Genomic DNA, 25,774 nt, shown 5'->3' with positions numbered 1-25,774 from the left:
AAAGTTGCGCACAAAGTTTTTCGGCATATTTACTTGCCGGGAATGCCTGACTATCATTGTCCCAGAACTCGTCTAACCACCCCTCCGGGGTTTAAGGTAAGTAAAATGTCCCTAATCAATGAATACCGTGCCACCGAAGAGGCCATCAAGGAGCTTCAGGAACGCCTGAAGAATCTTTCCCAGGATGACAAACTGCAGAAGGAACTGGAGTTCGAGGGCAAATTGCGCAAGCTGATGGGGGAATATCAAAAGTCCCTGCGGGACATCAACGCCCTGCTCGACCCGGATGCCAAGCCCGTGCGCAGTGGCCGTGGTGCCAAACCCGCGCCAGCGCCCGTCAAGCGCGCCCGCAAGGTCAAGCAATATAAGAATCCCTATACCGGCGAAACCATCGAGACCAAGGGGGGCAATCACAAGACCCTGAAGGAATGGAAAGCCCAGTACGGTGCCGATGTCGTCGAGGCCTGGGCCACTCTGCTCGATTGATCGGAGATTGCCGGAGAATCGGAGACACACCGGCGATGCCGGCGCTCCTTTAATAATCCAACAGCTTCACACGGCATAGCGCTCGAGCAACTGCCACGCATATTCGCGCCAAGCCACAAGTATCGGTCGATGTTCGTCGTCGGCCTGCGCGAGCAGTTGCTCCAGCTGTACATTGAAGTCCTCCAGTGTGCACGGTGCTCCCCAGGCAGCATCACTCAGACGCCGCCGACAGAACTCCTGCCAACACTCCCTTTCGGCAGCCGTCAAAGTTTCCGGGAAATTGCGCGCCCGATAGCGGAACAGCAACTCGGGAAGACGCTCATCGTCGAATCCCCAGCTTTGCCTGCCCAGACTTTCCGGCTCGGCTCGGCGCACTTGCTCGCAAAGACGCCGATCCCGCGCCCCGAAGAATCCATCATACAATTGCTGCTCGGGGTCTTCGCTGGCCGGGAATTCGTCGCCCATATAAATCCGCGCCAGTTTCTCCTGCCACTGCCCCTGCGCCGCGCACAACAATTCCGCGCGCCTTTGGCACTCTGCCATGTCCACCCGTAGACGACCGATATCTTCTTCGCGCAACACCGACAAGGGCGCCAACACCGGGCAACGATTGATATGCACAAGTTTCAGGGGGACCGGCGACTCATTGTCCGCCAGCTCTTCCCGGCGCATATACAGACGCCGACGCAGAATTTCCGCGTCGAGATCGAGCAACGGCGAAGGATCAACTTGCAGGTCGTAGACGATCAGGGCATTGCGATTGGACGGATGCCAGGCCAGCGGCAGAACCACCGCCAAGTAGCCGCGCTCAGCGGCGAAACGCCCGGAGACGTGCACCAGAGGACGCAGCAGCCTGATCTGGTCCAGCACCCGCTGCTTGCTGCGCAACTGGTAGAGGTAGCCGTACAGCTTCGGCTGACGCTCGCGTAGCAGCCGGGCCAGGGCGATGGTCGCACGCACGTCGGCCAGGGCGTCGTGGGCCTGGCCATGCTCGATCCCGTTGGCCGCGGTGAGCCGCTCCAGGCGCAGAGAAACGCGTCCCTCCTCCTGTGGCCAGTGGATGCCCTCGGGGCGCAAAGCATAGGCGGTACGCAGCAGGTCGATCAGGTCCCAGCGGCTGTTACCGGCCTGCCACTCGCGGGCATAGGGATCGAAGAAGTTGCGATAGAGAGCATAACGGCTGATCTCGTCGTCGAAGCGAAGACTGTTGTAGCCCGCCGTACAGGTGCCGGGAAGAGCCAATTCGGCATGCAGGCGGGTCACGAACTCGGCTTCGCACAACCCGCGCTCGGCGAGCAGCCGCGGGGTGATGCCGGTGACCAGACAGGCGGCCGGATGCGGCAGGATGTCGTCGGCCGGCCGGCAATACAGGTTCAACGGCGTCCCGATCTCGTTGAGCGCTTCGTCGGTGCGTATCCCCGCCACCTGCAGGGGACGGTCGCAACGTGGATTAATACCGGTGGTTTCATAGTCGTACCAGAAGATGCTGGAAGTCACAGGAGGATTCCCATCGATGAAATGGCGCGAGTCTAACATCCGCACCGGGACGGCTCCGGGCGGTTGCCTAGCGGCCGGAGGCTGGCTAGCATCGGGATTTCCCGAGCACGGAAGAGCGATGCCCGCGCCTCTCGCCAAGCCTTCTGCCGACACCTTCCGGCAACCGCTCCTGGACACCCGCCACCTGGTGGAAACGCCGGAAGGCATCGACCTCGTGCTGCATCCGGCCGGCCTGGTGCCGCGCGCCCTCGCCTTCGCCGTCGACTTGACGATTCGCGGGGCGATCCTGCTGCTGGCCTTCCTGGCTTTCGGCCCGTTCGGCGAGTTGGGCATGGGTCTGGCCAGCCTGCTGTTCTTTCTCGTCACCTGGTGGTACATGGTGCTCTTCGAGGTGCTCAACCAGGGCTGCACGCCCGGCAAGCAACTACTCGGCCTGCAAGTGGTGCACGACGACGGCACCCCGGTCGGCTGGGCCGCCTCGCTGACCCGCAACCTGCTGCGCGTCGTCGACCTGCTGCCGTTCGGCTACACTTTGGGCATCCTCAGTTGCCTCGCCCACCCGACCTTCAAGCGCCTGGGCGACCTGGCCGCCGGCACCCTGGTGATCTACTGGGAACGACCTCAGCCACGGCCTTCCCTGCCCGAGATCGACGCCCAGCCGCTGCACTTCGCCCCGCAGGCGGACGAGCGACGCGCCCTGCTCGCTTTCGCCGAACGCCAGGCCAGGCTGTCCGCCGGCCGCCGCCGCGAGCTGGCGGGCATTCTCGCCGGGCCGCTTCGGGTACCGGAAGAGCAGGCCGAGGCCAGGCTCCTCGGCATCGCCCGCGAACTCATGGGCCCGCCATGAAACAGAACTCGTTCGAACATCGCCACCAGGCCGAATGGCAAGACTTCGCCCGCCGACTCGACGCCCTCGAACGCGGCAGGCCGGGGGCGGACAGCCGCCACTTCCCCGCCGCCTACCGGCGCCTGTGCCGCCACCTGGCCTTGGCCGAGGAGCGCGGCTACAGCAGCCGGCTAGTCGACCGACTGCAACAACTGGCCCTGCGCGGCCATCGCCAGTTCTACCGGCACCGTAATCCACTTGCCGCACGCTGCCTCGGTTTCCTGCTCGGCGGTTTTCCGCGCCTGGTACGCGAAGAGTGGCGCCCGGTGCTGGCTGCCAGCCTGCTGTTCTACGGTTGCCTGCTCGGCATGGGGCTGCTGGTCTATCTGTTCCCGGAACTGGTCTACAGCCTGCTCGCCCCCGAACAGGTGGCCCAGATGGAAGCCATGTACGATCCTGACGCCAGCCGCCTCGGCCGCTTCGGCGAGCGCAGCTCCGCAGCCGACTGGATGATGTTCGGTTACTACGTCATGAACAACTTCGGTATCGCCTTCCAGACCTTCGCCGGCGGCCTGCTGTTCGGCCTCGGCAGCCTGTTCTTCCTGCTGATCAACGGCCTGTCCATCGGCGCGGTAGCCGGTCATCTGAGCGACATCGGCTATACCGGCACCTTCTGGCCCTTCGTGATCGGCCACGGTGCCTTCGAACTGACCGCCATCACCCTCGCTGGTGCCGCCGGCCTCAAACTCGGCTGGGCGCTGTGCGCCCCCGGCCGCCTACGCCGCAGCGAAGCCTTGCGCCAAGCCGCGTCGCGCAGCGTGCAACTGGTCGCCGGGGTGCTGTTCCTGCTGCTGATCGCCGCCTTCGTCGAGGCCTACTGGTCGTCCATGACCTTCCCCGGCGCGGCGCTCAAGTACACGGTTGGCATCCTGCTTTGGCTGCTGGTGGCAGCCTACTTCCTGCTGGCCGGACGCCCTCGCCATGCGCCTGAGTGATAGCGTCGCGGTCCTTCGCCCGCGCAGCCATTGGGAAGCCATGGACTTCGGCGTGCTACTGGCGCGACGCCATGCCGGCCTGCTGATGCTCGCCTGGGCGCTGCCGGCCTTGCCGTTGCTGGCCCTGCTCAGCCTGCTGTTCCCGGAAAGCCCTGGCTGGGTCCTGCTGATCTTCTGGTGGCTGAAACCGCTCGGCGAACGCCTACCGCTGTTCGTCCTGTCCCGCGTCTTGTTTGGCGAGACACCGCGTCTGGGCGAGTGCCTGCGCGCCCTGCCCGGCCTGCTGCGCGCCGAGTGGCTCACCAGCCTGACCCGACGCCGCTTCAGCCCAACCCGCAGCTTCGATCTGCCGGTCTTGCTACTCGAAGGACTCACCGGCAAGGAGCTGCGACAGCGCCGCGCCGTGCTCGCGGCGAATCGCGGCAAGCGAGGCGCTGGCTGGCTGACCCTGGTCGGCCTGCATTTGGAACTAGCCCTGTGGCTCGGCCTGCTGGCCCTCCTTTATATACTGCTGCCGCCGCAGGCAGGCATCGAATTCGACTGGCTGCGCCTGCTGGAGGGCTCGCCGCGGGAGCGACTGTGGCTGGAGCACCTGACTAACGGGCTCTATGCCCTGGTGTTGATGGTCTGGGAGCCGCTGTACGTCGCTTGTGGCTTCGGCCTCTACCTGAATCGTCGCGTGAACCTCGAGGCCTGGGACCTCGAAGTGGCGTTCCAGCGCCTGCGCCGGCGTCTGGGCGGCGTGACCGGCGTCCTGCTGCTCGCCACCGGCCTGCTCCTGGCGCAGCTTCCCGGTCCGGTCCTGGCTCAACCGCCGATTCCGCAAGCATCCCCGCCGCTAGGCCGCCAAGCCGCCCGCGCGGATATCCGTACCCTGCTCGGGCAACCGCCTTTCAGGCAGCGCGAAGAAATCATCCGTTGGCGTCTCGGCGATCCGCCGCTGGCGACGGACGGAGGGTCCCGAACAGCCGTGCCCGCCGACCTCGCCCAGCGACTGGCCCGAACACTGGAAGCGCTTCTCTGGCTGGCCGTGGGAGCCGGCGCGCTGGTGCTGGCCTGGCGCTACCGCGACTGGTTGGCCGCCTTCGCCGGACGACGCGCGCCAGGCACCCGACGCCCCCCGACGGCGGCACCCGGACAATCAACGCCTCGGCCCGCGTCCCCGGCACCGCCAACGGACATCGCCGCGGAGGCCGAGCGGCTGTGGAACGACGCCCCCGGGCAGGCGCTCGCCCTGCTCTACCGCGGCCTGCTCGAACGTCTGCGCGAAGATTACCGGCTACCGCTGAGCGAAGCCGACACCGAAGGCGATATTCTGTGTCGAATCCGCCGACTGGAAAAGAATGATCTGCAGCACCTGGCCGAAACCTTGACCCGGCACTGGCGGAATTTCGCCTATGGCGGCCATCCACCGCCGGCTGACCAGAAGGACGGCCTGCTGGCAGCCTGGCGCGCCCAGTTCGGTGGAGGGAGCGCGGCATGAAGGGCCGCCTCTCCGTGGCCGCCACCGGACTGGTCCTGGCGCTGCTCGGTGCCTGGCTGCTCGGCCAGTTGCATCCCTATGGGGAAATCGTCGAGCGCGGCCCGACTGCACAGGCCCGTGCCAATCCTTATCTGGCCGCCGAACTCTTCCTCCGCCGCCAAGGCCTTGAGGTGCGGCGCACCGGCGGCCTGGAAACCCTAGCGGCCCCCGGCGGACAGACCCTGCTGCTGCTCGGTGGCCACGAACACATGACTGCGCGCGTAGCCGCGCAGCTGCTCGACTGGACCGCCGCCGGCGGCCACCTGGTATTTGTCGCCGGGAGCCTGTGGGACGAGAAGGCCGGCCGCAGCGGCGACCTGCTGCTTGACGGACTGGGCATCCAGCAGTATCTGAGCGAGGACCTGGCCATTGGCAAGTCGCGCTACGACGACCAGCAGCGGAAAGAACTGGCCCGCTTCTACCTGCAGAACGAGAAAACGCCAGCCTATCTGGCTTTCGACACCACCTTCCATCTCTACGACAGTCGCCATCGCGCCTACGCCTGGGCCAACAGCGGCGCAGCCACCCACCTGCTGCAGGTGCGCCACGGGCAGGGCCACGCCACAGTGCTGAGCGACGATTGGATCTGGGAGAACGCACGGATCGGCGATTACGACCACGCCTGGCTGCTCTGGTATCTGTGCCGGGACACTCAGGTCACCCTGGTTCATCGGGTCGTTGGCGACAGCTTGGCGGCTCTGTTGCTGCGCCATTTTCCCGCCGCCCTGCTGGCATTGGCCTTGCTGGCCGGCGGTCTGGTCTGGCGCGCCGGCCTGCGCCAGGGGCCAGCGTTGCCGGTCGCCACGCCGGCACGCCGGCAACTGGAGGAACACCTGCGCGCCAGCGCCGACTTCCTGCTGCGCCGCTGCGGCCAGGCCAGCCTGCTGCAAGGTCTGCAGCAGGATATCCGGCACCATGCGGCCCGGCGCGATCCGCACTTCGCCGACCTCCCCGAGGACACGCAATGGCAGTCGCTGGCCCAACTCGCCCGGCTGCCCTCCGAACAGGTCCGCCGGCTCATGGAAACGCCGGGCAAGAGGCTGCCGGCTGCCGACTTCACCCGCCAGGTCGCCGACCTGCAACGACTCAGGAACGCCTTATGAACGATGCAAGCTCTCCCCCGCCCCTTTCCCGCCAGCAGGCCGGCCAGTTGCTCCAGGCCTTGCGCGCGGAGATGTGTAAGGCAGTGATCGGCCAGCAGGCGGCCATCGACGACATCCTGATCGCGCTGATCGCCAACGGCCACATTCTCGTCGAGGGCGTCCCCGGACTCGGCAAGACCTTGCTGGTGCGTGCCCTGGCCCGCTGTTTCGACGGCGATTTCGGACGCATCCAGTTCACCCCCGACCTGATGCCCAGCGATGTCACCGGGCACGCGGTGTACGACCTGGCCAGCGAGCAGTTCAGGCTGCGCAAGGGACCGGTGTTCACCCACCTCTTGCTCGCCGACGAGATCAACCGCGCCCCGGCCAAGACCCAAGCGGCCCTGCTGGAGGTCATGCAGGAACGCCAAGTGACCCTGGAAGGCCGCGCCCTGCCGGTTCCGCAGCCGTTCCTGGTGCTCGCCACGCAGAACCCGATCGAGCAGGAAGGTACCTATCCGCTACCGGAGGCCGAACTGGACCGTTTCATGCTCAAGCTGCGCATGGACTACCCGGAGGCCGACGACGAAATGGCCCTGGTTCGCCAGGTCGCCCGTTCGCCCCGCGCTGACATGCTCGAGGTCGCCACGCTGCGTCCCCTGCTGCAGGCCACCGACGTGCTGGCGCTGCAGGGGCTGGCCAGCGAAGTGCCGCTCGACGAGCAGGTGCTCGACTATGCCGTGCGCCTGGTGCGCCGCACCCGCGACTGGCCCGGCCTAACGCTGGGGGCCGGGCCGCGCGCCTCGATCGATCTGGTGCGCTGTGGCCGGGCCCGGGTCCTGCTACGCGGCGGCGACTTCGCGACCCCCGACGACATCAAGGACTGCGCCCTGGCCGTGCTGCGCCACCGCGTGTGCCTGGCGCCGGAGCTCGATATCGAAAGCTTGTCGGTGGACCGGGTGCTCAAGCAACTGCTCGACCAGGTCGCGGCGCCGCGGCCATGAAGCCGGCGCGCCGGCTCCTCGCCCTGTTCGGCATCCTGCTTCTCGCCGCCCTGCCGCTCGGCATTCACTCGGCCCTATACGGTAGCGAAGGGGCGTCGAACTTCGCGAGTCTCTGGTGGGGAACGCTGCTCGCCATGCTGCTGCTCGCCGCGCTCGACGCCGCCTGGCTGTACTGGCGCCCTTCGCCGCGCCTCGAACGACACTTGCCGGGCCATCTGCCGCAGGGGCGCTGGAGCGAGGTACGCCTGAGCCTGGAGCACGATTACCGGCTGGCTTTACCCGTAGAAATCTTCGATCACCTGCCCGCCGGCATGGACGGCGAGCCGCTACCAGTGCGCTTGAAATTACGCCCCGGCGAAGATGCCGAATGCGGCTACCGGCTCTGCCCCCTCGAACGCGGACATTTCCGCTTTTGGCGGTGCGAGATCACCCTGCCCAGCCCGCTCGGCCTCTGGCAGGGACGGCGCCGCCTGGAGCTGCCTGGCGAAACCCGCGTCTACCCGGACTTCACCCGCCTCTACCAGGCCCGGCTGATGGCGCTAGACACCTGGCTCGGCCGTCTCGGCGTGCATCAGTTGCCACGTCGCGGCCTCGGCCAGTCATTCCATCAGTTGCGCGAATTCCGTGACGGCGACACCCTGCGGCAGATCGACTGGAAGGCGACGGCGCGCAAGCACACCCCCATTGTTCGTGAGTACCGTGACGAGCGCGACCAGCAGATCCTCTTCCTGCTCGACTGCGGCCGGCACATGCGCAGCCGGGACGGTGAACTCGCCCACTTCGACCATGCCCTAGATGCCTGCCTGCTGCTCGCCTATGTGGCCCTGCGCCAGGGCGATGCGGTGGGACTGGCGACCCTCGCCAGCGAGCAGGAGCGCTATCTGGCCCCGGCCAAGGGCGACGTCCAACTGCATGCCCTGCTCAACGCAGTCCACGACCTGCAGCCCACCCGCCGCCCGGCGGACTTCGCCGCCGCCGCGAACCTGCTGCTGCAGCGCCAGCGACGCCGCGCCCTGGTGGTAATCCTCAGCAACCTGCGCGACGAGGACGACGGCGAACTGCCGGCAGCGGTCCGCCGCCTGGCCCGGCATCACCGGGTACTGGTCGCCAGCCTGCGCGAGGAAGTGCTCGACCGGTTGAGCCATGCGCCAGTGGAAAGCCATGCGGACGCCCTGGCCTACTGCGGCACGATCGATTACCTAAATGCCCGCGACGGCCTGCACCGCCGCCTGACGACGGCGGGCATCCCGCTGCTCGACGCACGCCCCGCCGAACTGGGTCCCGAACTGGTCGGCCGCTACCTGGCCTGGAAGCGCGCAGGTGTGCTCTAGGGCCGCATCAGGCCGATGCGGCGTTCGGATGGAAGGTGAAGTACTGGCGCAGAACTTCGACCAGCTCAAGGTATCCGACGGGCGGATCGGTCAGCTCGAAGCCCGAGTCGAAGCTGCCCGGCGTCACATCTTCGCGGGTCCAGCGGCAGGTGGCGGAAAAGTCTATGTATTGCTGCTGACCATCGCGTCCCGGAATCTTCAGGCGCATATCGAATTCGGCGAGCACCAGCATCGGCCATGGGCTGATCAGCATCAGACCTTCCTGGGAAATATTGCCGATATAACCCATGGGCTTGTCGGTGATCCGATTGAACACCTTGAGATAGTAAGGCAGTTGATGACGTTCGATGCGGCGTTGAGTAGGCATGGTTATGACAAACCGCTAGTTCGAGTTTCGAGTATGACTCTAAGGCCGGTCAGGGACCAGTGTCCCATTAGCGGAATCAGACCAGCCGCTTCGCTTTTATGCTCCCGGCACGGAGCATCCCGCTTGAGTTAGTCTGTTACGGATCGGAATCCCGGCCGCCACCTGGGTGTGCCGCGGTATCCAAGAGCCAAGGAGACAAAGATGAACCTGCGCCAGTTGCTCGCCGTGATCGATCCCACCCAGGAACCCCAGCCGGCCCTGGAGCAGGCCAACTGGCTGGCCCGTCATGATGGCGTGGCTCTGGAGCTGCTGGCCTGCGAATTCGAGCAGAACCTGGACGGCAGCCTGCTGTTCGACGACCGGCAACGCGAACGGGCGCGCAGCGCGCTGCTCGCCGACCGCTAGGCGCGGCTCGAAGAGCTGGCCGCGCCGCTGCGCGCCGAGGGTCTGCAGGTACGGACCGATGTGCGCTGGGGCAGACCGTTGTACAAGACGATCCTCGACCGGATCGAGGAGCTGAAGCCGGATCTGGTGTTCAAGGCCGCCACCCGCAACCACGGCCTGCTCCAGCGCCTGCTGCTGGGCAACACCTGCTGGCAGTTGCTGCGCCATTGTCCGGTGCCGCTCTGGCTGGCGCATCACGGCCAGTGGCGGGGCCGCCGCCTGTGCGCCGCCCTCGATCCGCTACACGACGCCGACAAGCCGGCCCAGCTCGACCAGCGTCTGATCGCCACCGCCCGCGAACTGGGCGAGCGCCTGCCGATGGACGCCCATTACCTGCACTGCCATGCGCCGCTGCCGCGCAGCCTGGTCTTCGATGCCGAGCTGGTCGCCACATACGACGCCTGTGTCGAACGCGGCAACCGACAGCATCGCCAGGCTTTCGAACGGTTGCTCGCCCCCTATGCCATTCCCGCCAGCCATCGCCATCTGGAACAGGGTTATCCGGAAGAGGTGATTCCCCGCTTCGTGCGCGACCGGCAGATCGACCTGCTGCTGATGGGCGCCATCGCACGCGGTCACCTAGACAATGCCCTGATCGGCAATACCGCCGAGCGGGTGCTGGAGGCCCTAGAGTGCGACCTTCTGATCCTCAAGCCCCAACCCTGGGAAAGTAGTGAGGCCCGTCAATGACTACAGTCCCACTCCCCTGACGTAGTAGCCTCGGCGCCAGCGTCCCACAAAGGGTTTCGCGTGACGTTTCGCCACGCCAAAATCATCGCAACCCTCGGTCCTGCCAGCAGTTCGCCCGAACGACTCGAGCAGTTGGTCCTCGCCGGGATCGATGTCGCCCGCCCCAACCTCTCCCAAAGCAGCGGGGACGAACACCGTGCCCGCGCCCACCTGGTCCGCGAGCTGGCCGCCAAGCACAGGCGCTTCGTCGCTCTGCTCGGCGACCTGCGATCCGCATCGCCAAATTCGTCGACAAGCGCATCGAACTGGCCGTCGGCGACCATTTCCGCTTCTCCGTCACCCATCCGCGACAGCTACAACACCACCGGCGGTACCAACGACATGAAGATCCTCCATGTGGGCGAGCCGCTGATCTGAGTGGCTGGTCGCCTCGGGGCGGCCAGCATCCTCAGGAGGAGGCCGAGCGGCGATCGGTACGGGCATCGCTCGGCTCCCAGCTCGCCTCGCAACGATTCCGGCCATTATGCTTGGCTCGCTGGAGAGCCTGTTCGGCACGTTGCAAGGTGAGGTCCAGATCGTCGCCACGCTGCAGGCGGGTCATGCCGATCGACAGGCTGAGCCCTCCCAGCGACAGCCCCAGGGGTTTGGCGCTGGCGAAAGCCTCGCGCAGCCGCTCGCAGCAGACCGAAATCTGATCCAGATTGACATTGGGCAGCAGCAGCACGAACTCCTCGCCCCCATAGCGGGCCAGTACGTCGCTATCGCGCAGGCAGGCCTGAGCCAGCGTCGCGAAGGTCTGCAGGACTCGGTCCCCCGCCGCATGCCCGTAGCGGTCGTTGATGCGCTTGAAATGGTCCAGATCGATCAGGGCCAGGCCGTACTGGGCATAGGCCGGCAGGTGGAGCAGATCGCGCTGCGCCAGGTACAGGAATTGCTGCCGGTTGTAGAGTCCGGTCAGTTCGTCGGTGAAAACCTGATCCTTCGGTTGTCGCAGCGCACCGTGCCGGGCGTCCTGGTACGCCGCGGGAGCCTGATGCCGCTGGCGCATTCCTTCAATATGGCGGCCGAACAGGCAGAGCCAGAAGAGCAAAACGAACAAGGTCGCCAACTGCAGGAAAGGCGGCTCGGCACGGGCCTGTGGCAGAAAGAGCGCATCTCCCCATTCGAGCGCGACGAAACCGACAAAGGCGAGAAACGCACAGCGCCCGAAGGCGACTGGATGCAGTTGGAAGAGACCGAACAGCAGGATCGGCACATAGAATGCCATCGGGGTGGTACGAGCCCCGCCGTCCAGGCAGCCAAGCAGCACGGTCTGCCAGAACAGGGCGACCAGCACCTGCGCTTCGATCATCCCCGGGTCCTGGAAACGCTGGCTGCGACCGCTACGCAAGAGCAGGAAGAACGCCAGTTGGCTGAGCACCAGGGGAATGCCGCCGAGCAACAGCGCGGTGAGTGGAACCCTGGCATGGCCGGTTGCCACCGCCAATGCCAGCAACAACAACAGCGAAGCGTAGATTCCCTGCGCCATGACGAACCGCTGCAGCAACGGAGGCTGCGGGGCCTGCGGTTCCAGTCGCGTGGAGGAGGTACTCATGGGGTCCATCCCGTAACGACACCGGTGGGACACTCTACCGGCTGCCCAGGCGCCTGCCTAGCCGTCATACGCCTTTGGCCCAAGCGGTTGCTCCCGGTCGTTCCGGGCACGTTATACTGCGGCGATTTTCCGCACCGGACACGGGTTCGGCGCATCTAAGTTCCTGCCCAATAAAGGAGCGCAGCATGACCGTGATCAAGCAAGATGACCTGATACAAAGCGTCGCCGACGCCTTGCAGTTCATCTCCTACTACCATCCCGTCGACTTCATCCAGGCCATGCACGAGGCCTACCTGCGTGAGGAGTCGCCGGCTGCCCGCGACTCCATTGCCCAGATCCTGATCAACTCCCGCATGTGCGCTACCGGTCATCGCCCAATCTGCCAGGACACCGGCATCGTCACCGTATTCGTCAAGGTCGGCATGGATGTCCGCTGGGACGGCGCCACCATAAGTGTAGACGACATGATCAACGAGGGCGTGCGCCGCGCCTACAACAATCCGGACAACGTCCTGCGCGCCTCGATCCTGGCCGATCCGGCCGGTAGCCGCAAGAACACCAAGGACAACACCCCGGCGGTCATCCACTACTCCATCGTCCCCGGCAACAAGGTGGAGGTGGAAGTCGCGGCCAAGGGCGGCGGTTCCGAGAACAAGTCGAAGATGGGCATGCTCAATCCCTCCGACTCCATCGTCGACTGGGTCCTGAAGACCGTCCCGGAAATGGGCGCTGGCTGGTGCCCGCCGGGTATGCTCGGCATCGGCATCGGCGGTACGGCCGAGAAGGCCGCGCTGCTGGCCAAGGAATCGCTGATGGACGAGATCGACATCCATGAGTTGAAGGCCCGCGGCCCGCAGAACCGTGTCGAGGAACTGCGTCTGGAGCTGTTCGAGAAGGTCAACCAGTTGGGTATCGGTGCCCAGGGCCTGGGCGGCCTGACCACCGTCCTCGACGTGAAGATCAAGGACTATCCGACCCACGCCGCCTCGCTACCAGTGTGCGTGATCCCCAACTGCGCCGCCACCCGCCACGCCCACTTCGTGCTCGACGGCTCCGGTCCGGCCAATCTGGAAGTGCCAAGCCTGGACGCCTATCCGGAAATCGTCTGGGAAGCCGGCCCGAGCGCCCGCCGCGTCAACCTCGACACCGTCACCCCGGAAGAAGTGCAAAGCTGGAAGCCGGGCGACACCCTGCTGCTCAATGGCAAGATGCTGACCGGCCGCGACGCCGCGCACAAGCGCATGGTCGATATGCTCAACGCCGGCCAGAAGCTGCCGGTGGACCTGAAAGGCCGCTTCATCTACTACGTCGGCCCGGTCGATCCGGTACGCGACGAGGTGGTCGGCCCGGCCGGTCCGACCACGGCCACCCGCATGGACAAGTTCACCCGCCAGATCCTCGAACAGACCGGTCTGCTCGGCATGATCGGCAAGTCCGAGCGCGGTCCGATCGCCATCGAGGCCATCAAGGACAACAAAGCCGTGTACCTGATGGCCGTCGGCGGCGCCGCCTACCTGGTCGCCCAGGCAATCAAGAAGTCCAAGGTGCTGGCGTTCGAAGAACTCGGCATGGAGGCCATCTACGAGTTCGAAGTGCAGGATATGCCGGTCACCGTGGCCGTGGACACCAACGGCGAGTCGGTGCACATCACCGGCCCGGCGGTCTGGAAGCAGAAGATCGGCGAACTGGTGCAACTGAAGTAAATCCCTGCTGCAGCAACGCCCTCCGCATCGCGTCGGGCGTTCGCAGAACGTCGGCTGTGTCCGGAGGCTCTCAATCGTAGAGAGCCTCCGGCCTGCTTTCTTCCCGGCCGGCTGGCACGTCGGGAGGGCTGTCACAGTGGGCTGGCTCAATCTCATCCAATGGCCGGCGATGGTCGCCACCGTGGCGGCGGCCTGGCTGATCGGCTCGCTGAATCTGCGCAGACGCACCATCGGTTTCTGGTGCTTTCTGCTCAGTAATGTCCTGTGGATCTTCTGGGGCTGGCATGCCCATGCCTGGGCCCTGATCGTCCTGCAACTTTGCTTGGCGCCGATGAACGTCCGCGGCCTGCGCAAGAACGATCCGCACAAGGCCGGAAGTCCCCACTGACGGGATAACCGCCCCTGGAATGCGCTACCATGGCGCCTCGCTCGCACCTACCGGCCATCATGTCCTATCTCGTTTCACCGATCGGCTACCTGCGCTCCTGCTTCAAGGAAAAGTTCGCCATTCCGCGCCAGCCGCAACTGGCGCCGGCCGCCCGCGGCGTGCTGGAGCTATTGCCGCCCTTCGATCAGGGGCAGGCCGTCGAGGGACTCGAGCAGGTCAGTCATGTCTGGCTGCTGTTTCTCTTCCACCAGGCCCTGGAGGAAAAGCCACGCCTCAAGGTCCGCCCTCCCCGCCTGGGCGGCAACCGCTCGCTCGGCGTGTTCGCCACTCGCTCGACCCACCGGCCGAACGGTATCGGCCAATCGGTGGTCCGTCTAGACAAGGTCGATGCCGGACGCCTGTGGCTGTCCGGCATCGACCTGCTGGACGGCACGCCAGTGCTCGACGTCAAGCCCTACGTTCCCTATGCCGACTGCCTTCCGCAAGCCCACAACGCCATTGCCGAGACGCCGCCGCCGGCAATTCCCGTCGACTGGAGCGAACCGGCACGGCTGCAGGCACAGGCGCATGCCGCTCGTCTCGGCGAGCCGCTGGTCGAGTTGATCGGACAGTGCCTGGCTCAGGACCCACGCCCCGCCTATCAGGTACCGGAACCTTCGCGCCGCTACGGCGTGCGCTTCTGGGACGTGGAAGTGCGTTGGCACTACCCGCGGCCGGGACGAATCTGCGTGCTGGAAGTGCTGCCAGCCTGAGCCGCTGCCAAAAGCGAAGAAGCCCGGACAAGCCGAGCTTCACGAGAGGGAGGCGCGCTTATTTTTCGACGAAGGCGCGCTCGATCAGATAGTCGCCCGGCTCGCCCATGCGCGGAGAGATCTTCAAGCCGAATCCGTCCAACACTTCGCAACTCTCGTCGAGCATGCTCGGGCTGCCGCAGATCATCGCGCGATCGTCCTGCGGGTTGATCGGCGGCAGACCGATATCCTCGAACAGCTTGCCGCTGCGCATCAGGTCGGTAAGACGTCCCTGGTTGTGGAAGGACTCGCGGGTGACCGTCGGGTAGTAGATCAGCTTTTCCTTGACCGCCTCACCGAAATACTCATTCTGCGGCAGGTGCTCGGTGATGAACTGCTGATAGGCCAGTTCGTTGACTTGACGCACACCATGGATCAGCACCACCTTCTCGAAGCGCTCGTAGACCTCCGGGTCCTGGATCAGGCTCATGAAAGGCGCGAGTCCGGTACCGGTGCTGAGCATGTAAAGATGCTTGCCGGGCAGCAGGTCGCCAGTCACCAGGGTGCCGGTGGGCTTGCGGCTGACCATCAGTTCGTCGCCCTCCTTCAGGTGTTGCAGGCGCGAAGTGAGCGGACCGTTCTGTACCTTGATGCTGAAGAACTCCAGATGTTCCTCGTAATTCGGGCTGGCAATACTGTAGGCCCGCATCAGGGGACGTCCATCGACCTCCAGACCGATCATCACGAATTGGCCGTTCTCGAAACGCAGGCTGGGGTTGCGGGTAGTCTTGAAACTGAACAGGGTATCGTTCCAGTGATGAACACTGAGGACACGCTCTACGTTCAGATTGCTCATTCGGTGCTCCTTCGGACGGTGCTGCCTGGCGGTATGGTTGTCGTGCATTCTAGGAGCCGGCAAACTATCTGTTAAGTAAATTATCGCGATATGGATAATCAGTTATATAGATATGCGATTCACTCTGCGCCAGCTTGAGGTATTCGCCGCCGTGGCCCGTCTGGAAAGCGTCACCCGCGCGGCCGAATCCCTCGTCCTTTCCCAGTCCGCGGCCAGCACCTCGCTGACCGAACTCGAGCGCCAATCCGACTGCCAGCTCTTCGATCGCGTCGGCAAGCGCTTGAAGCTCAACGCCCTGGGCCGGCAACTGCTGCCCCAGGCGGTGGCGCTGCTCAACCAGGCGCGGGAAATCGAGAATCTGCTCGACGGCAAGGAAGGCTTCGGCTCGCTGGCCGTGGGCGCCACGCTAACCGTGGGCAACTACCTGGCGACCCTGCTGATCGGCGCCTTCATGCAGCGTCATCCGGAATCGCGGGTCCGACTGCACGTGCAGAACACCGCGCATATCGTCCAGCAGGTGGTCAATCACGAACTGGATCTCGGCCTGATCGAAGGCAACTGCCAGCATCCCGACGTGGAACTACAGCCCTGGGTGGAAGACGAGTTGGTGGTATTCTGCGCCCCACAACACCCCTTGGCGCGGCATGGCCGGGCGACTCTGGACGAACTTGCCGGGGAAGCCTGGATTCTTCGCGAGCAGGGCTCGGGCACGCGCCTGACCTTCGATCAGGCCATGCGTCATCATCGGCCAATGCTGAACATCCGCCTGGAACTGGAGCATACCGAGGCGATCAAACGCGCGGTCGAGTCCAGCCTGGGGATCAGTTGCATCTCCCGCCTGGCCCTGCGCGATGCCTTCCGCCGCGGAAGCCTGGTACCGGTGGAAACGCCGCAATTGGATCTGAAGCGGCAATTCTGCTTCCTCTGGCACAAGCAGAAGCTACATACCGCAGCCATGCGCGAGTTTCTCGAACAATGCCGGGCGCTGACCGCCGGCGTACGGCGCAGCGACGAGATCGTCCTGCCGCCGATCGCCTGACGAACGGCGACTGCGGTAAAAGCGTTCGATCAAGCCGGCAGCGACTCCAGTTGTTGCAGCAACAGAGCCGCCTGGGTACGGGTACGCACCCCGAGCTTGCGAAAGATCGCCGTCACATGGGCCTTGACGGTCGCCTCGGAGACATTCAGCTCATAAGCAATCTGCTTGTTCAGCAAACCGTCGCAGACCATGCTCAGTACCCGGAACTGCTGGGGCGTCAGACTGGCCAGGCCGGCACTGGCGGCCTTCGCCTCGGCGGAGACGTTGGCCGTTTCCTGGATCTGCGGCGGCCACCACTCGTCGCCGTCGAGCACCGCGCGCACCGCTTGCTGCAGGGTTTCTAGAAGACTGGATTTGGGAATGAACCCGGACGCGCCGAATTCGCGAGCCCGTGCCACCACGGCGGCGTCCTCCTGGGCGGAGATCATCACCACCGGAATCTGCGGATACTGCCCGCGCAGCAGGACCAACCCGGAAAAGCCATGGGCGCCGGGCATGTTGAGATCGAGCAGAACCAGATCCCAGTTCGCCTTTTCCTCCAGGCGGACCTCCAGCGCGGCAATGCTGTCCGCCTCCACCAGCCGTACTACGGAGCTCAGCCCCAGGGTCAGCGCCTGCTGCAAGGCACTGCGGAATAGCGGGTGGTCGTCGGCGATCAGGATTTCATAAGAAAACATTAGCGGATCCCGTTTCTTGTCGTGAAGACCTGATGCAACGCGAGCCGGGGCAGGACAACCTGGCCAGCGGCTCCACACCCGCGGTAACGGGCGGCTGGTCATTCAGGCGGAAAACCGCAGTTTACGCCCTTTTCGAGATGGATAGGGTGCTTCGCTTGTCCCATACCCGGTTTTCATGACCCCAAGCAATTTCAGAGAAAGGCCTGCAAGCGCCGATGGACCTCGTCGTCGAAATCCACGGGCCGGCCCCGCTTGGCCGCCAAGTAATGATCGGTGAACACATCCAGATAGGCGTCCAAGGCCTCGCCGGCACGACGGTCGCCAGCCAACTCGAGGCAGAGCGCAGCCACCTCCGCCGTGCACAGGTGGTCGTCGCGCTTCGAGCGGCGCAGGCGGTAGCGCGACAGTTGCTCCGGCTGCAGGCCGAGTACCGGCAGGTCGTCGAGATAGGGACTCTTGCGGAACATCTTGCGCGCCTCGGTCCAGGTAGCATCGAGGAGGATGAACAACGGCCGCCGTCCCATCTCCCGGCGCACTTCGCCGACGACCCGCTGCGGCGCCGCATATTCGCCGGGGAATACCACGCAGGGCTGCCATCGGGGATCGTCGAGCAGCGCCAGCAGACGCGCATCCACCGCGGTACGCGACCAGCCGAAGGCGCTGGTATCGGCCACTACATCGGCGATCAGCCAGCCGGTATTGGTCGGCTTCAAGGGTTCGATGTCGTGCATCAGCAGGCAGATGCCGGACTCGGCTTCGATTCGCGGACGCCAGATGCACAGACAATGGCTGACGGGCACCCGGCAGGCCGAGCAGCGCGGCGTTCGTGAACCGCGCGCCAAGAAGGGCTTCAGACTGCGTGCCAGGCGCTCCTCGCGCAGGCGGGACACGGCATGGCTCATGGGAATGGCGCAGAAGTCGCGGGAAAGGGTCACGATCGTCGATACGGGCAAAAAGCGGAGGCGGCAGTCTAGCAGAGGCCTCGGACAAACCCAGCCCGGCGAACGGGAAACCGGCGTTGTCCACATGGCAGACGCACCTATAATGCGACGCCTCGACTGCCGAATATCGGCCCGGATCGCCGGCGCCCCACTCCAGGAGATTTCCATGTTGCGACCGACTGCCCTTACCCTCTGCCTCCTTTTGCCAGCAACCGTCCTGGCCGCGTCCCTGAAGGATTACGAGCTGACCAGGATGCTGGAGAAAGTGGCCAAGGAAAGCAGCATAGGCACCCCGCGCGCGATCAACGAAGACATCCTCGACCAAGGCTATACGGTGGAAGGTAACGAGTTGATCAACCACCTCAGCGTGCGCACCTCGCATGCCCAGCAGATGCGCGCCCATCCCGACGCCGTGCGCAACCAGTTGCTCGGCAGCGTGTGCAGCAACCGGGGCTTTCGTCAGTTGCTCGGCCAGGGCGCGGTGCTGCGCTACCAGTTCAGCGAATACCAGAGCAACCGCCCGGTGACCACCGAGCGCTATCGCGCCGCCGACTGCAACCTGTAAATAAGCGCAGCCGGCGCCGCCTCAGGCATCCGCACGCAGCTGCCCCGGGTCGCCGCGACCGGCGAGGATCTCGGCCTCCTCCCGGTCGAGCAGCGTGGTGACAGACACCTCCAGCAGCGTGGCGCAGGCTTCCAGGACATGGACCCAACTGGCGCGGTTGGCGAACAGCATGCCGGCCTCGTCCAGGGTACCGCCGGCATTGCGATAGCCGAGCGCCAGCGTCCGGCGTGCGTCCGGCAAGATCGGCCAGAGATGGCCGCGGACGACCTCCGGCCGCATATGGGTCAGCAGCACGCGACGCGCGTGGCTGTCCGGGAACAGCCGGGTGACCAGCCGGGCATCGGCCAGCGCCGCCGCCTCCCAGCGATCGCGCGGCGCGCGAAAGCGCCTCGGCTCCTGCAGATAGACCAGCCGGTAGGCTTGGCCGGCCGCCTTTAGGCGCCCGGCGGCGCGACGCATCTCCACCAGTTGGTAGCTACCGTTGGCGATCAGCAGCAGCGGCTCGTTTCCGGCCAGCTCCTCGACGATCAATGCCCCCTCGCGGGCCAGTTGCTCGGCCTGCGAGCGATCGAACAGCACAGGGCGGTCGCGCTTGGGTACGACCAGGCAGGCCAGTTGTCCGCGCGCCTCGTAGAGGGACGGCAACAGAGCGAGCAGGCTGTTGTGATCGGCCGGGAAGAGCACCCGCAGCATGTCGCCCATCTCGCCGAGCAGCGCCTCGCTGAAGGTGGTGTCCTGGTGCGACTGCTGATTCTTGCCGTTTTCCCAGGTGTGCGAGGTGGCCACCAGCGGCCAGCCCAGCCAGCCGGCCGGTCGACCGACCTCCTTCTGCTGGCGGGCGAAGATCAGGCACTGCCGCACCGCGCCGAGCATCTTCACGCAGAACGCCTCGTAGCTGGCCACCAGGTTGAGCCCGCCCTGATTGCCCAGACAGGCGGACACCACCGCTTCCTCGTTCAACACGGTGATGACCTTGCCATCCAATGCCTCCAGCTCGCTCTCGGGCTGACAGACACGGTGCCTGAGCGCCTTGAGCACGCCCCCGAGGCGGTTGCTGACCAGCTCGTCCGGATTACCGACGCGCGGACGCAGTTCTGGATTGGCCTGCACCAGGTCGACGAAGAAGCGGTCCAGCGCCAGCATTGGCGATATCCGCTCGCCCGGCGCGCGATAACGCAGCGCGGGAATCGCCGGTGCCGGCGGGTAGCGCACGGCCAGCGGGTTGTCGCGCGGCAGCGGACGGCCCTGACGTGCGGCGCTGAACAATGCACGGGCAGCCGAAAGCTCCTGTGGCGACACCCACAGCGCCGTTGCGTGACGGTTGAACAGCGCCCGCGAATCGGCATCGCGCAGTGGACAGCCCGGCAGCGGCAGATTGTGCGCGGCATTGCTGCCAGCCCCGTAGAAGCCGAATCCCTTGACCGTCTCGGCGATGCCATAGGGGATCGGCAGCGGATAGCGCAGGATGCCCCGCTCCAGCTCCTCCACCCGCAGCCCCAGGCGCTGCTGCATTTCCCAGAGGGTGCAGACGAAAGCCGCCGGGTCGCGTCCATCAAAGCCGATCGGGTCGAAGCCGCAGCGGCGCAGATGCTGGCGGAAGCCCTCCAGCCCCTCGTGGCTGCCCAGCTCGGTGCGCTGCTCGATGCGCCGGCCGTTGGCGATCATCACCGGCAGCGCCGTGCCACAGTCCTCGGCACGCCACCAGCGCGGCATCCAGTCGCTGCCACGCTGCTCCTCGGCGGCCCCGTCGGAAAGAAAGGCCACCAGGGTCTCTCCGGGCAAGGGCAAGTGCGCATACTGCAGTTCGGCGAAGCCCAGATAGCCGCCTTCGGCGATTCCACCGGCGGTATGAGCGTTGACATGACTGCCCAGCGGTGCGGCCGGACGGCCGTCGGCAGCCTGCCGGTAACCGTAGAAATCCTGTACCAAGCCGGTCATGCCGGCCTCGTCGCAGGGATAGGCGCGGGCCTGCTCGGGCAACTGATTGCCGGTCAGCAGGTTGAGCGCATCGATGGCCGCCACACAGTGCCCCTGGCCCATCAGCCAGCCACGGTTCTCGCCGCTCAGGAGGTTCAGGGCCAGATAGCCGGCATAGGCCGGCACCATGTTCAGCGCGCCGCCGGTATGCCCCTGTGGATCGGCCTTGAAGTCCTCGGCCGCGAGCGGCGCACCATCCAGACGCACACGCCGGGCATAAGTCATGTGCACCACCAGCCAGAGCCCTGCGCAGGCCAGGCGATCGAGCGCATGCAACAGGCGATAGACGCTGGCCACATCGGGCTGCCGACCGGCCTGGACCAGTTGGTGAGCTAGGCGGAACACCCCGGCCTGGGTTTCGTCGGCATGCCGCAAGGGACCGAAACCCTGGCGCCACTGGGCGAAGAAAGGCTCGACCCGGGCGTGCTCGTCCAGTTCGGCTAGGGGCGGGAGAATCTGAGGCATTGCGGGCTCCGTCATGATTACCCATTGCAGTCTATGCCATCTTCCCGCTTCCCGAGCCCGTCGGCGGACTCCATCGGCCGGGCGGACACGGCGAGGCCCTTATATGTCGATCGGTTCGGTCCGCAGCTATGATGACTCACACTAGGGCAAGCCGACGGCCACCGCTGGCAATCCGCCCAATTGTCCGAAGTCGAGGAAACAACATGGCCCTCCTCAGCTTTCTTGGTGCGATTCAAGAAGTGACCGGCTCCTGCTACCTGGTCGAGACGCGCGACGGCAGCCGCGTGCTGCTCGAATGCGGCATGCGCCAGGGAGGCCGCCGCGAGGAAGAGGAGGTCAACGCCCGGCCGTTTCCCTTCGATCCGGGCAGCCTCGATGCCGTGGTCATCTCCCATGCGCATATCGATCACAGCGGCCTGCTGCCGCGCCTGGCCGCTGCCGGCTATCAGGGGCCGATCTTCGCCACCGAAGCCACTTGCGAACTGATGAACCTGATGCTGCTGGATGCGGCCCACCTGCAGGAAAACGACGCGGCATGGGAGAACAAGTGGCAGGCCCGCCTCGGCAAGCCGCCGGTGCAACCGCTCTACACCACAGCCGACGCCGAGAAGGCGCTGTCCCTGTGCCGCCCGCAGCCCTATAGCGCCGCGCTGCAGGTAGCTCCGGGCGTGCTCGTCACCTTCCACCCGGCCGGACACATCCTTGGCTCGGCCATCGTCGAGATGGAACTGCACGATCATCATCTGACCCGTCGCCTAGTGTTCTCCGGCGACCTCGGCAACACCTGTACGCCGTTGATGCGCGACCCGACTCCCTTGTCCAGGGCCGATGTGGTGCTGCTCGAATCCACCTATGGCGACCGCAACCACCGCAACAGCGAAGAAACCCTGGAGGAATTCGCCGAAATCCTGCAGAAGGCTTATCGCGACGGTGGCAACGTGCTGATCCCCTCCTTCGCCGTCGGCCGCACCCAGGATCTGCTTTTCTACCTGGGGCGCTTCTACCAGGAAGGGCGCCTGCCTCAGCAGGCGGTGTTCCTCGACAGTCCCATGGCGATCCGCGCCAACGCCATCTATGCGCGTTTCGCCGAAGAGTTCGACCCACTGGATCGCGACCTGCTGCGGGCCAAGGGCATCAAGCGTGCCGAGGACTGGCTACCGATCCTGCGCATGACGCCCACTCCCGAGGAGTCGATGGCGATCAACCGGATCAAGAGCGGCGCCATCATCATCGCCGGCAGCGGCATGTGCACCGGAGGACGCATCGTCCATCACTTCAAGCACAACCTCTGGCGCCAGGAGTGCCATCTGGTATTCCCCGGCTTCCAGGCGCAAGGCACCCTGGGACGGCGGATCGTCGACGGCGCCGGCAGCGTCAAGGTTCTGCATCAGCGCATTGCCGTGCGCGCGCAGGTGCACACCCTCGGCGGTTTCTCGGCCCATGCCGGGCAATCCCAGTTGATCGACTGGGTGCAGCACTTCGATCACCATCCCGAACTCTATCTGGTACACGGAGAACGGGAAAAGATGCTGATCCTGCAACAGACCTTGCACGAACGTCTGAACTGGACAGCCAGCATTCCCGAACGAGGTGAGCAGATAGCGATTTGAGGCGAAGCAGCAGTAGGTTGGCTGCCCGAGCCGATAATAAAATGGACCGATCGTCGCCATATCGAGCCGTCATGATGACCAGCCCCGCCATTGGAACGGTGCTGCTCGCAGCACCGCCAGGATTCCGCGCCCAAGGAGAAGTCCATGCCTTTCGAATCGGACGAGTTCCTCTCTCGTCATTTTCAGACCAGCGGCGTCGACGTCAACGCGCTCGTCGATGCACTGGTCGATGAAGTCGTTCCCGAAACCAGTCCCAATCTCCCGCTCTACCGGGAGATGCTCCACACCGTCATCCGCATGGCCAAGGCCGATCGCAACCGCTGGGACGCCAAAATCATGCTGCAGACCCTGCGCGAAATGGAGCAGGCCTTCAGCCGCCTGGAAAAGTTCAAGCACCGCCGCAAGGTCACCGTGTTCGGCTCGGCGCGCACACCGGTCGAACATCCGCTGTACGCCCTGGCGCGCGAACTCGGTCGAACCCTGGCACGCCATGACCTGATGGTCATCACCGGCGCCGGTGGCGGGATCATGGCTGCCACCCACGAAGGGGCCGGCCTGGAGAATAGCCTCGGCTTCAACATCACCCTGCCCTTCGAACAGCACGCCAACGCCACCGTCGAAGGCACGCCGAACCTGATGTCCTTCCACTTCTTCTTCGTGCGCAAGCTGTTCTTCGTCAAGGAGGCTGATGCGCTAATCCTCTGCCCCGGCGGCTTCGGTACCCTGGACGAGGCGCTGGAAGTGCTAACCCTGATCCAGACCGGCAAGAGCCCGCTGGTTCCGGTGGTCCTGCTGGACGAGCCGGGCGGAACCTATTGGGCGGATGCTCTGCAGTTCATCCGCAAGCAATTGGAAGGCAACCGCTACATACTGCCCAGCGATATGCACCTGCTCCATCTGGCCGATAGCGCCGAGGAGGCAGCCGAGGAAATCGCCCAGTTCTACCGCAACTACCACTCCAGCCGCTGGATCAAGGACCGCTTCGTCATCCGCATGTACCACCCCCTGAGCGAAGCGGCTCTGGCCCGGTTGCGCGATGAGTTCGCCGACCTCTGCCTGAGTGGCACCTTCGAACAGCAGGGCTATTGCGAAACCGAACAGGACGAACCGGAACTCTGCCACCTGATACGCCTGAGCTTTATCTTCAACGCCCGCGACCATGGCCGCCTGCGCGAGTTGCTCAACTTCATCAACCTTTCACAAAACTGGGTCGCCAAGGACTGATAGAGGCGACACCGCCAAGCTTGCCCAGCCGGGCCGGCGGCCTCTTCCCTGCCGCTCGCCCGTCCGATCCACTCACTATCGGCGCTCGGCTCCAGGCCGTGCACCGCCAGGCATGACGTGACAGCGACACGGATCGCTCCCAGGCGAAAAACGCACCAGGCCCTGTCACGGCCGTACCGACGCAACAAGCGCCGGAATTCAGCGATCGTCGGACAAGCCACCGCGCAGCAGGCGGCCGATCATCTCGGGAGAAAAACCGCGGTAGCCGAGGAAGCGGCTCTGACGGGCATGCTCGCGTGCATCCTCGGGCAAGCGGCCGGCGAACTTGCGTCGCCAGATATCGGCCAACAACTCGCCCCAGTCCAGGCCGCTCTCGCGCAACGCCTGCTCGATGGCCTGTCGCGGCAGGCTGCGCTGGGCCAGTTCCTCGCGAATCCGCAGGGGTCCGTAGCCGGCACGGGCGCGGCTGGCCACGAAAGCCTCCAGATAACGGGACTCGCTAAACAGTCCTTCATTCGCCAGACGATCGAGAACCGTCTCGATCAGTTCGGCCGAAGCACCGCGCCGGGCCAACTTGCGGGCCAGTTCGACCCGCCCGTGCTCACGACGCGCCAGCAGGTCCATGGCGGCCCGGCGCACGGCGGCGGGACTGTCGAGCCCCGGCATCGACGCACTCATCAATAATTGAGATTTGCGTCGGCTGGCTCGTCGGCCAAGGCTGCCGGACGGGCGCTGGCCGGCACGGCGAGCAACTGATCGCGGATGCTCTTCTCGACCGCTGCGGCGACTTCCGGGTTGTCCTCGAGAAACTTGGCCGCATTGGCCTTACCCTGCCCGATCTTGCTGCCCTGGTAGCTGTACCAGGCGCCGGACTTCTCCAACAGGCCGAGTTGCACACCGAGGTCGATGATCTCACCGTTACGGTAGATGCCCTTGCCGTAGAGAATCTGGAACTCGGCCTGACGGAACGGCGGCGCCACCTTGTTCTTCACCACCTTGACGCGGGTCTCGCTACCGATCACCTCGTCGCTCTCCTTCACCGCGCCGGTGCGGCGGATGTCCAGACGCACCGAGGCGTAGAACTTCAGGGCATTGCCGCCGGTGGTAGTTTCCGGGTTGCCGAACATCACACCGATCTTCATGCGGATCTGGTTGATGAAGATGACCAGGCAGTTAGCGTTCTTGATGTTGCCGGTGATCTTGCGCAGGGCCTGGGACATCAGACGGGCCTGCAGACCGACGTGCTGGTCGCCCATCTCGCCCTCGATCTCCGCCTTGGGCACCAGCGCCGCCACGGAGTCGACGATGATCACGTCCACCGCGTTGGAACGCACCAGCATATCGGTGATCTCCAGCGCCTGCTCGCCGGTATCGGGCTGGGAAACCAGGAGATCGTCGACGTTCACCCCGAGCTTGGCGGCGTAGTCCGGATCGAGCGCGTGCTCGGCGTCGACGAAGGCGCAGGTGGCGCCCTGCTTCTGCGCCTCGGCGATGGTCGATAGGGTCAGGGTGGTCTTGCCGGAGGATTCGGGGCCGTAGATCTCGACGATCCTCCCCTTGGGCAGGCCGCCGATGCCAAGCGCGATGTCCAGCCCCAGGGAACCGGTGGAAATGGCCGGAATCGCCTGCCGCTCGTGATCGCCCATGCGCATCACCGCGCCCTTGCCGAACTGCTTTTCGATCTGGCCCAAGGCCGCAGCCAAGGCGCGCTTCTTGTTCTCGTCCATTGAAGACCTCACGTATTCAGGAGGGCCTTGCGG

The 25,774-nt window shown here is 65.2% G+C and carries 23 protein-coding genes and 2 pseudogenes; 16 read left to right on the top strand and 9 right to left on the bottom strand.

Annotated elements, in window-relative coordinates:
• Positions 1–105: 105 nt before the first annotated feature.
• Positions 106–486: a histone-like nucleoid-structuring protein MvaT gene (mvaT, locus tag ACGI6K_RS05340; protein WP_376944999.1), complete on the top strand. Its 381-nt coding sequence runs from the start codon at positions 106–108 to the stop codon at positions 484–486.
• A gap of 66 nt (positions 487–552) precedes the next feature.
• Here the strand turns inward: mvaT and sbcB are convergent, their stop codons facing one another.
• The gene (sbcB, locus tag ACGI6K_RS05335) at positions 553–1,983 is read right to left on the bottom strand and encodes an exodeoxyribonuclease I (protein WP_376944997.1); all 1,431 of its coding nucleotides are present in this window, start codon (positions 1,981–1,983) and stop codon (positions 553–555) included.
• A gap of 118 nt (positions 1,984–2,101) precedes the next feature.
• On the opposite strand from sbcB, the gene ACGI6K_RS05330 reads away from it, so the two are divergent.
• Genes ACGI6K_RS05330 through ACGI6K_RS05305 form a run of 6 tightly spaced genes read left to right on the top strand, consistent with a single transcriptional unit; the run spans position 2,102 to position 8,743 of the window.
• Positions 2,102–2,830 carry an RDD family protein gene (locus tag ACGI6K_RS05330; protein ID WP_376944995.1) on the top strand — a complete coding sequence of 243 codons (729 nt, stop codon included), beginning with the start codon at positions 2,102–2,104 and terminating at the stop codon, positions 2,828–2,830.
• Positions 2,827–3,804 (top strand): stage II sporulation protein M, encoded by a 978-nt coding sequence (locus ACGI6K_RS05325; protein ID WP_376944993.1) that lies wholly within the window; start codon positions 2,827–2,829, stop codon positions 3,802–3,804. Before ACGI6K_RS05330 ends, ACGI6K_RS05325 begins: the two co-directional genes overlap by 4 nt.
• Positions 3,791–5,287: a DUF4129 domain-containing protein gene (locus ACGI6K_RS05320; protein WP_376944991.1), complete on the top strand. Its 1,497-nt coding sequence runs from the start codon at positions 3,791–3,793 to the stop codon at positions 5,285–5,287. Before ACGI6K_RS05325 ends, ACGI6K_RS05320 begins: the two co-directional genes overlap by 14 nt.
• Positions 5,284–6,429, top strand: coding sequence for a DUF4350 domain-containing protein (locus ACGI6K_RS05315; RefSeq protein ID WP_376944989.1), 1,146 nt, complete (start codon positions 5,284–5,286; stop codon positions 6,427–6,429). The genes ACGI6K_RS05320 and ACGI6K_RS05315 overlap by 4 nt, the downstream gene beginning before the upstream one ends.
• The gene (locus ACGI6K_RS05310; RefSeq protein ID WP_376944987.1) at positions 6,426–7,412 is read left to right on the top strand and encodes an AAA family ATPase; all 987 of its coding nucleotides are present in this window, start codon (positions 6,426–6,428) and stop codon (positions 7,410–7,412) included. Before ACGI6K_RS05315 ends, ACGI6K_RS05310 begins: the two co-directional genes overlap by 4 nt.
• Complete coding sequence (locus ACGI6K_RS05305; protein ID WP_376944985.1) at positions 7,409–8,743, top strand: DUF58 domain-containing protein; 1,335 nt, start codon at positions 7,409–7,411, stop codon at positions 8,741–8,743. Before ACGI6K_RS05310 ends, ACGI6K_RS05305 begins: the two co-directional genes overlap by 4 nt.
• 7 nt (positions 8,744–8,750) lie before the next feature.
• Here the strand turns inward: ACGI6K_RS05305 and ACGI6K_RS05300 are convergent, their stop codons facing one another.
• On the bottom strand, positions 8,751–9,110 hold the full coding sequence (locus ACGI6K_RS05300) for a PilZ domain-containing protein (RefSeq protein ID WP_376944983.1): 360 nt from the start codon (positions 9,108–9,110) through the stop codon (positions 8,751–8,753).
• Between the two features lie 201 nt (positions 9,111–9,311).
• Here ACGI6K_RS05300 and ACGI6K_RS05295 point away from each other — a divergent pair.
• Both ACGI6K_RS05295 and ACGI6K_RS05290 read left to right on the top strand, forming a co-directional pair.
• Positions 9,312–10,244, top strand: a pseudogene (locus ACGI6K_RS05295) (universal stress protein).
• Positions 10,245–10,304: 60 nt separating this feature from the next.
• A pseudogene (locus ACGI6K_RS05290) lies at positions 10,305–10,594 on the top strand (pyruvate kinase); the annotation flags it as partial.
• A 98-nt stretch (positions 10,595–10,692) separates the two neighbouring features.
• Here ACGI6K_RS05290 and ACGI6K_RS05285 read toward each other — a convergent pair.
• Positions 10,693–11,838, bottom strand: coding sequence for a GGDEF domain-containing protein (locus ACGI6K_RS05285; protein ID WP_376944981.1), 1,146 nt, complete (start codon positions 11,836–11,838; stop codon positions 10,693–10,695).
• 185 nt (positions 11,839–12,023) lie between these two features.
• Here ACGI6K_RS05285 and ACGI6K_RS05280 point away from each other — a divergent pair, with 185 nt between their 5' ends.
• From ACGI6K_RS05280 to tsaA, 3 genes are all read left to right on the top strand, one after another.
• Complete coding sequence (locus tag ACGI6K_RS05280) at positions 12,024–13,541, top strand: fumarate hydratase (RefSeq protein WP_376944979.1); 1,518 nt, start codon at positions 12,024–12,026, stop codon at positions 13,539–13,541.
• A 169-nt stretch (positions 13,542–13,710) separates the two neighbouring features.
• Entirely contained in the window at positions 13,711–13,929 is a 219-nt protein-coding gene (locus tag ACGI6K_RS05275; protein ID WP_376945045.1) for a hypothetical protein, read from the top strand.
• Positions 13,930–13,988: 59 nt separating this feature from the next.
• Positions 13,989–14,681, top strand: coding sequence for a tRNA (N6-threonylcarbamoyladenosine(37)-N6)-methyltransferase TrmO (tsaA, locus tag ACGI6K_RS05270; RefSeq protein WP_376945043.1), 693 nt, complete (start codon positions 13,989–13,991; stop codon positions 14,679–14,681).
• Positions 14,682–14,739: 58 nt separating this feature from the next.
• On the opposite strand, the gene fpr is transcribed toward tsaA, so the two are convergent.
• On the bottom strand, positions 14,740–15,516 hold the full coding sequence (fpr, locus tag ACGI6K_RS05265) for a ferredoxin-NADP reductase (RefSeq protein WP_376944977.1): 777 nt from the start codon (positions 15,514–15,516) through the stop codon (positions 14,740–14,742).
• 112 nt (positions 15,517–15,628) lie between these two features.
• Here fpr and ACGI6K_RS05260 point away from each other — a divergent pair, with 112 nt between their 5' ends.
• On the top strand, positions 15,629–16,555 hold the full coding sequence (locus ACGI6K_RS05260) for a LysR family transcriptional regulator (RefSeq protein WP_376944975.1): 927 nt from the start codon (positions 15,629–15,631) through the stop codon (positions 16,553–16,555).
• Between the two features lie 29 nt (positions 16,556–16,584).
• Here the strand turns inward: ACGI6K_RS05260 and erdR are convergent, their stop codons facing one another.
• Both erdR and ACGI6K_RS05250 read right to left on the bottom strand, forming a co-directional pair.
• A complete protein-coding gene (gene erdR / locus ACGI6K_RS05255) occupies positions 16,585–17,232 on the bottom strand; it encodes a response regulator transcription factor ErdR (protein ID WP_376944973.1) in 648 nt (215 codons plus the stop codon).
• Positions 17,233–17,423: 191 nt separating this feature from the next.
• Positions 17,424–18,134: a tRNA-uridine aminocarboxypropyltransferase gene (locus ACGI6K_RS05250; protein WP_376945041.1), complete on the bottom strand. Its 711-nt coding sequence runs from the start codon at positions 18,132–18,134 to the stop codon at positions 17,424–17,426.
• A 205-nt stretch (positions 18,135–18,339) separates the two neighbouring features.
• Here ACGI6K_RS05250 and ACGI6K_RS05245 point away from each other — a divergent pair, with 205 nt between their 5' ends.
• A complete protein-coding gene (locus ACGI6K_RS05245; RefSeq protein ID WP_376944971.1) occupies positions 18,340–18,738 on the top strand; it encodes a quorum-sensing-regulated virulence factor family protein in 399 nt (132 codons plus the stop codon).
• 21 nt (positions 18,739–18,759) lie between these two features.
• Here the strand turns inward: ACGI6K_RS05245 and ACGI6K_RS05240 are convergent, their stop codons facing one another.
• Positions 18,760–21,180 (bottom strand): xylulose 5-phosphate 3-epimerase, encoded by a 2,421-nt coding sequence (locus tag ACGI6K_RS05240; protein WP_376944969.1) that lies wholly within the window; start codon positions 21,178–21,180, stop codon positions 18,760–18,762.
• A gap of 203 nt (positions 21,181–21,383) precedes the next feature.
• Between ACGI6K_RS05240 and ACGI6K_RS05235 the strand changes: the two genes are divergently transcribed.
• Positions 21,384–22,790, top strand: coding sequence for an MBL fold metallo-hydrolase RNA specificity domain-containing protein (locus tag ACGI6K_RS05235; RefSeq protein WP_376944967.1), 1,407 nt, complete (start codon positions 21,384–21,386; stop codon positions 22,788–22,790).
• A 144-nt stretch (positions 22,791–22,934) separates the two neighbouring features.
• On the top strand, positions 22,935–24,014 hold the full coding sequence (locus ACGI6K_RS05230) for an LOG family protein (protein ID WP_376944965.1): 1,080 nt from the start codon (positions 22,935–22,937) through the stop codon (positions 24,012–24,014).
• A 198-nt stretch (positions 24,015–24,212) separates the two neighbouring features.
• Here ACGI6K_RS05230 and recX read toward each other — a convergent pair whose 3' ends face one another.
• Entirely contained in the window at positions 24,213–24,680 is a 468-nt protein-coding gene (gene recX, locus ACGI6K_RS05225) for a recombination regulator RecX (RefSeq protein WP_376944963.1), read from the bottom strand.
• 11 nt (positions 24,681–24,691) lie between these two features.
• On the bottom strand, positions 24,692–25,741 hold the full coding sequence (gene recA / locus ACGI6K_RS05220; protein ID WP_376944961.1) for a recombinase RecA: 1,050 nt from the start codon (positions 25,739–25,741) through the stop codon (positions 24,692–24,694).
• Positions 25,742–25,774: the final 33 nt, after the last annotated feature.

This window comes from Azorhizophilus paspali (assembly GCF_043587585.2).
GTDB classification, from domain to species: Bacteria; Pseudomonadota; Gammaproteobacteria; order Pseudomonadales; family Pseudomonadaceae; genus Azotobacter; species Azotobacter paspali.
Note: the sequence above shows the minus strand (reverse complement) of the source record. Positions and strands in the feature narration are given on the sequence as shown.

What these genes read in the sequence shown, in the direction of transcription:
- ACGI6K_RS05330 (WP_376944995.1), top strand. Translation starts at nt 2,102, where the DNA reads ATGCCCGCGCCTCTCGCCAAGCCTTCTGCCGACACCTTCCGGCAACCG.
- ACGI6K_RS05285 (WP_376944981.1), bottom strand. Translation starts at nt 11,838, where the DNA reads ATGAGTACCTCCTCCACGCGACTGGAACCGCAGGCCCCGCAGCCTCCG.
- ACGI6K_RS05320 (WP_376944991.1), top strand. Translation starts at nt 3,791, where the DNA reads ATGCGCCTGAGTGATAGCGTCGCGGTCCTTCGCCCGCGCAGCCATTGG.
- recA (WP_376944961.1), bottom strand. Translation starts at nt 25,741, where the DNA reads ATGGACGAGAACAAGAAGCGCGCCTTGGCTGCGGCCTTGGGCCAGATC.
- tsaA (WP_376945043.1), top strand. Translation starts at nt 13,989, where the DNA reads ATGTCCTATCTCGTTTCACCGATCGGCTACCTGCGCTCCTGCTTCAAG.
- ACGI6K_RS05280 (WP_376944979.1), top strand. Translation starts at nt 12,024, where the DNA reads ATGACCGTGATCAAGCAAGATGACCTGATACAAAGCGTCGCCGACGCC.
- ACGI6K_RS05300 (WP_376944983.1), bottom strand. Translation starts at nt 9,110, where the DNA reads ATGCCTACTCAACGCCGCATCGAACGTCATCAACTGCCTTACTATCTC.
- ACGI6K_RS05250 (WP_376945041.1), bottom strand. Translation starts at nt 18,134, where the DNA reads ATGAGCCATGCCGTGTCCCGCCTGCGCGAGGAGCGCCTGGCACGCAGT.
- ACGI6K_RS05325 (WP_376944993.1), top strand. Translation starts at nt 2,827, where the DNA reads ATGAAACAGAACTCGTTCGAACATCGCCACCAGGCCGAATGGCAAGAC.
- ACGI6K_RS05245 (WP_376944971.1), top strand. Translation starts at nt 18,340, where the DNA reads ATGTTGCGACCGACTGCCCTTACCCTCTGCCTCCTTTTGCCAGCAACC.
- erdR (WP_376944973.1), bottom strand. Translation starts at nt 17,232, where the DNA reads ATGTTTTCTTATGAAATCCTGATCGCCGACGACCACCCGCTATTCCGC.
- ACGI6K_RS05305 (WP_376944985.1), top strand. Translation starts at nt 7,409, where the DNA reads ATGAAGCCGGCGCGCCGGCTCCTCGCCCTGTTCGGCATCCTGCTTCTC.
- ACGI6K_RS05235 (WP_376944967.1), top strand. Translation starts at nt 21,384, where the DNA reads ATGGCCCTCCTCAGCTTTCTTGGTGCGATTCAAGAAGTGACCGGCTCC.
- fpr (WP_376944977.1), bottom strand. Translation starts at nt 15,516, where the DNA reads ATGAGCAATCTGAACGTAGAGCGTGTCCTCAGTGTTCATCACTGGAAC.
- ACGI6K_RS05310 (WP_376944987.1), top strand. Translation starts at nt 6,426, where the DNA reads ATGAACGATGCAAGCTCTCCCCCGCCCCTTTCCCGCCAGCAGGCCGGC.
- ACGI6K_RS05275 (WP_376945045.1), top strand. Translation starts at nt 13,711, where the DNA reads ATGGTCGCCACCGTGGCGGCGGCCTGGCTGATCGGCTCGCTGAATCTG.
- mvaT (WP_376944999.1), top strand. Translation starts at nt 106, where the DNA reads ATGTCCCTAATCAATGAATACCGTGCCACCGAAGAGGCCATCAAGGAG.
- recX (WP_376944963.1), bottom strand. Translation starts at nt 24,680, where the DNA reads ATGCCGGGGCTCGACAGTCCCGCCGCCGTGCGCCGGGCCGCCATGGAC.
- ACGI6K_RS05260 (WP_376944975.1), top strand. Translation starts at nt 15,629, where the DNA reads ATGCGATTCACTCTGCGCCAGCTTGAGGTATTCGCCGCCGTGGCCCGT.
- ACGI6K_RS05230 (WP_376944965.1), top strand. Translation starts at nt 22,935, where the DNA reads ATGCCTTTCGAATCGGACGAGTTCCTCTCTCGTCATTTTCAGACCAGC.
- ACGI6K_RS05315 (WP_376944989.1), top strand. Translation starts at nt 5,284, where the DNA reads ATGAAGGGCCGCCTCTCCGTGGCCGCCACCGGACTGGTCCTGGCGCTG.
- ACGI6K_RS05240 (WP_376944969.1), bottom strand. Translation starts at nt 21,180, where the DNA reads ATGCCTCAGATTCTCCCGCCCCTAGCCGAACTGGACGAGCACGCCCGG.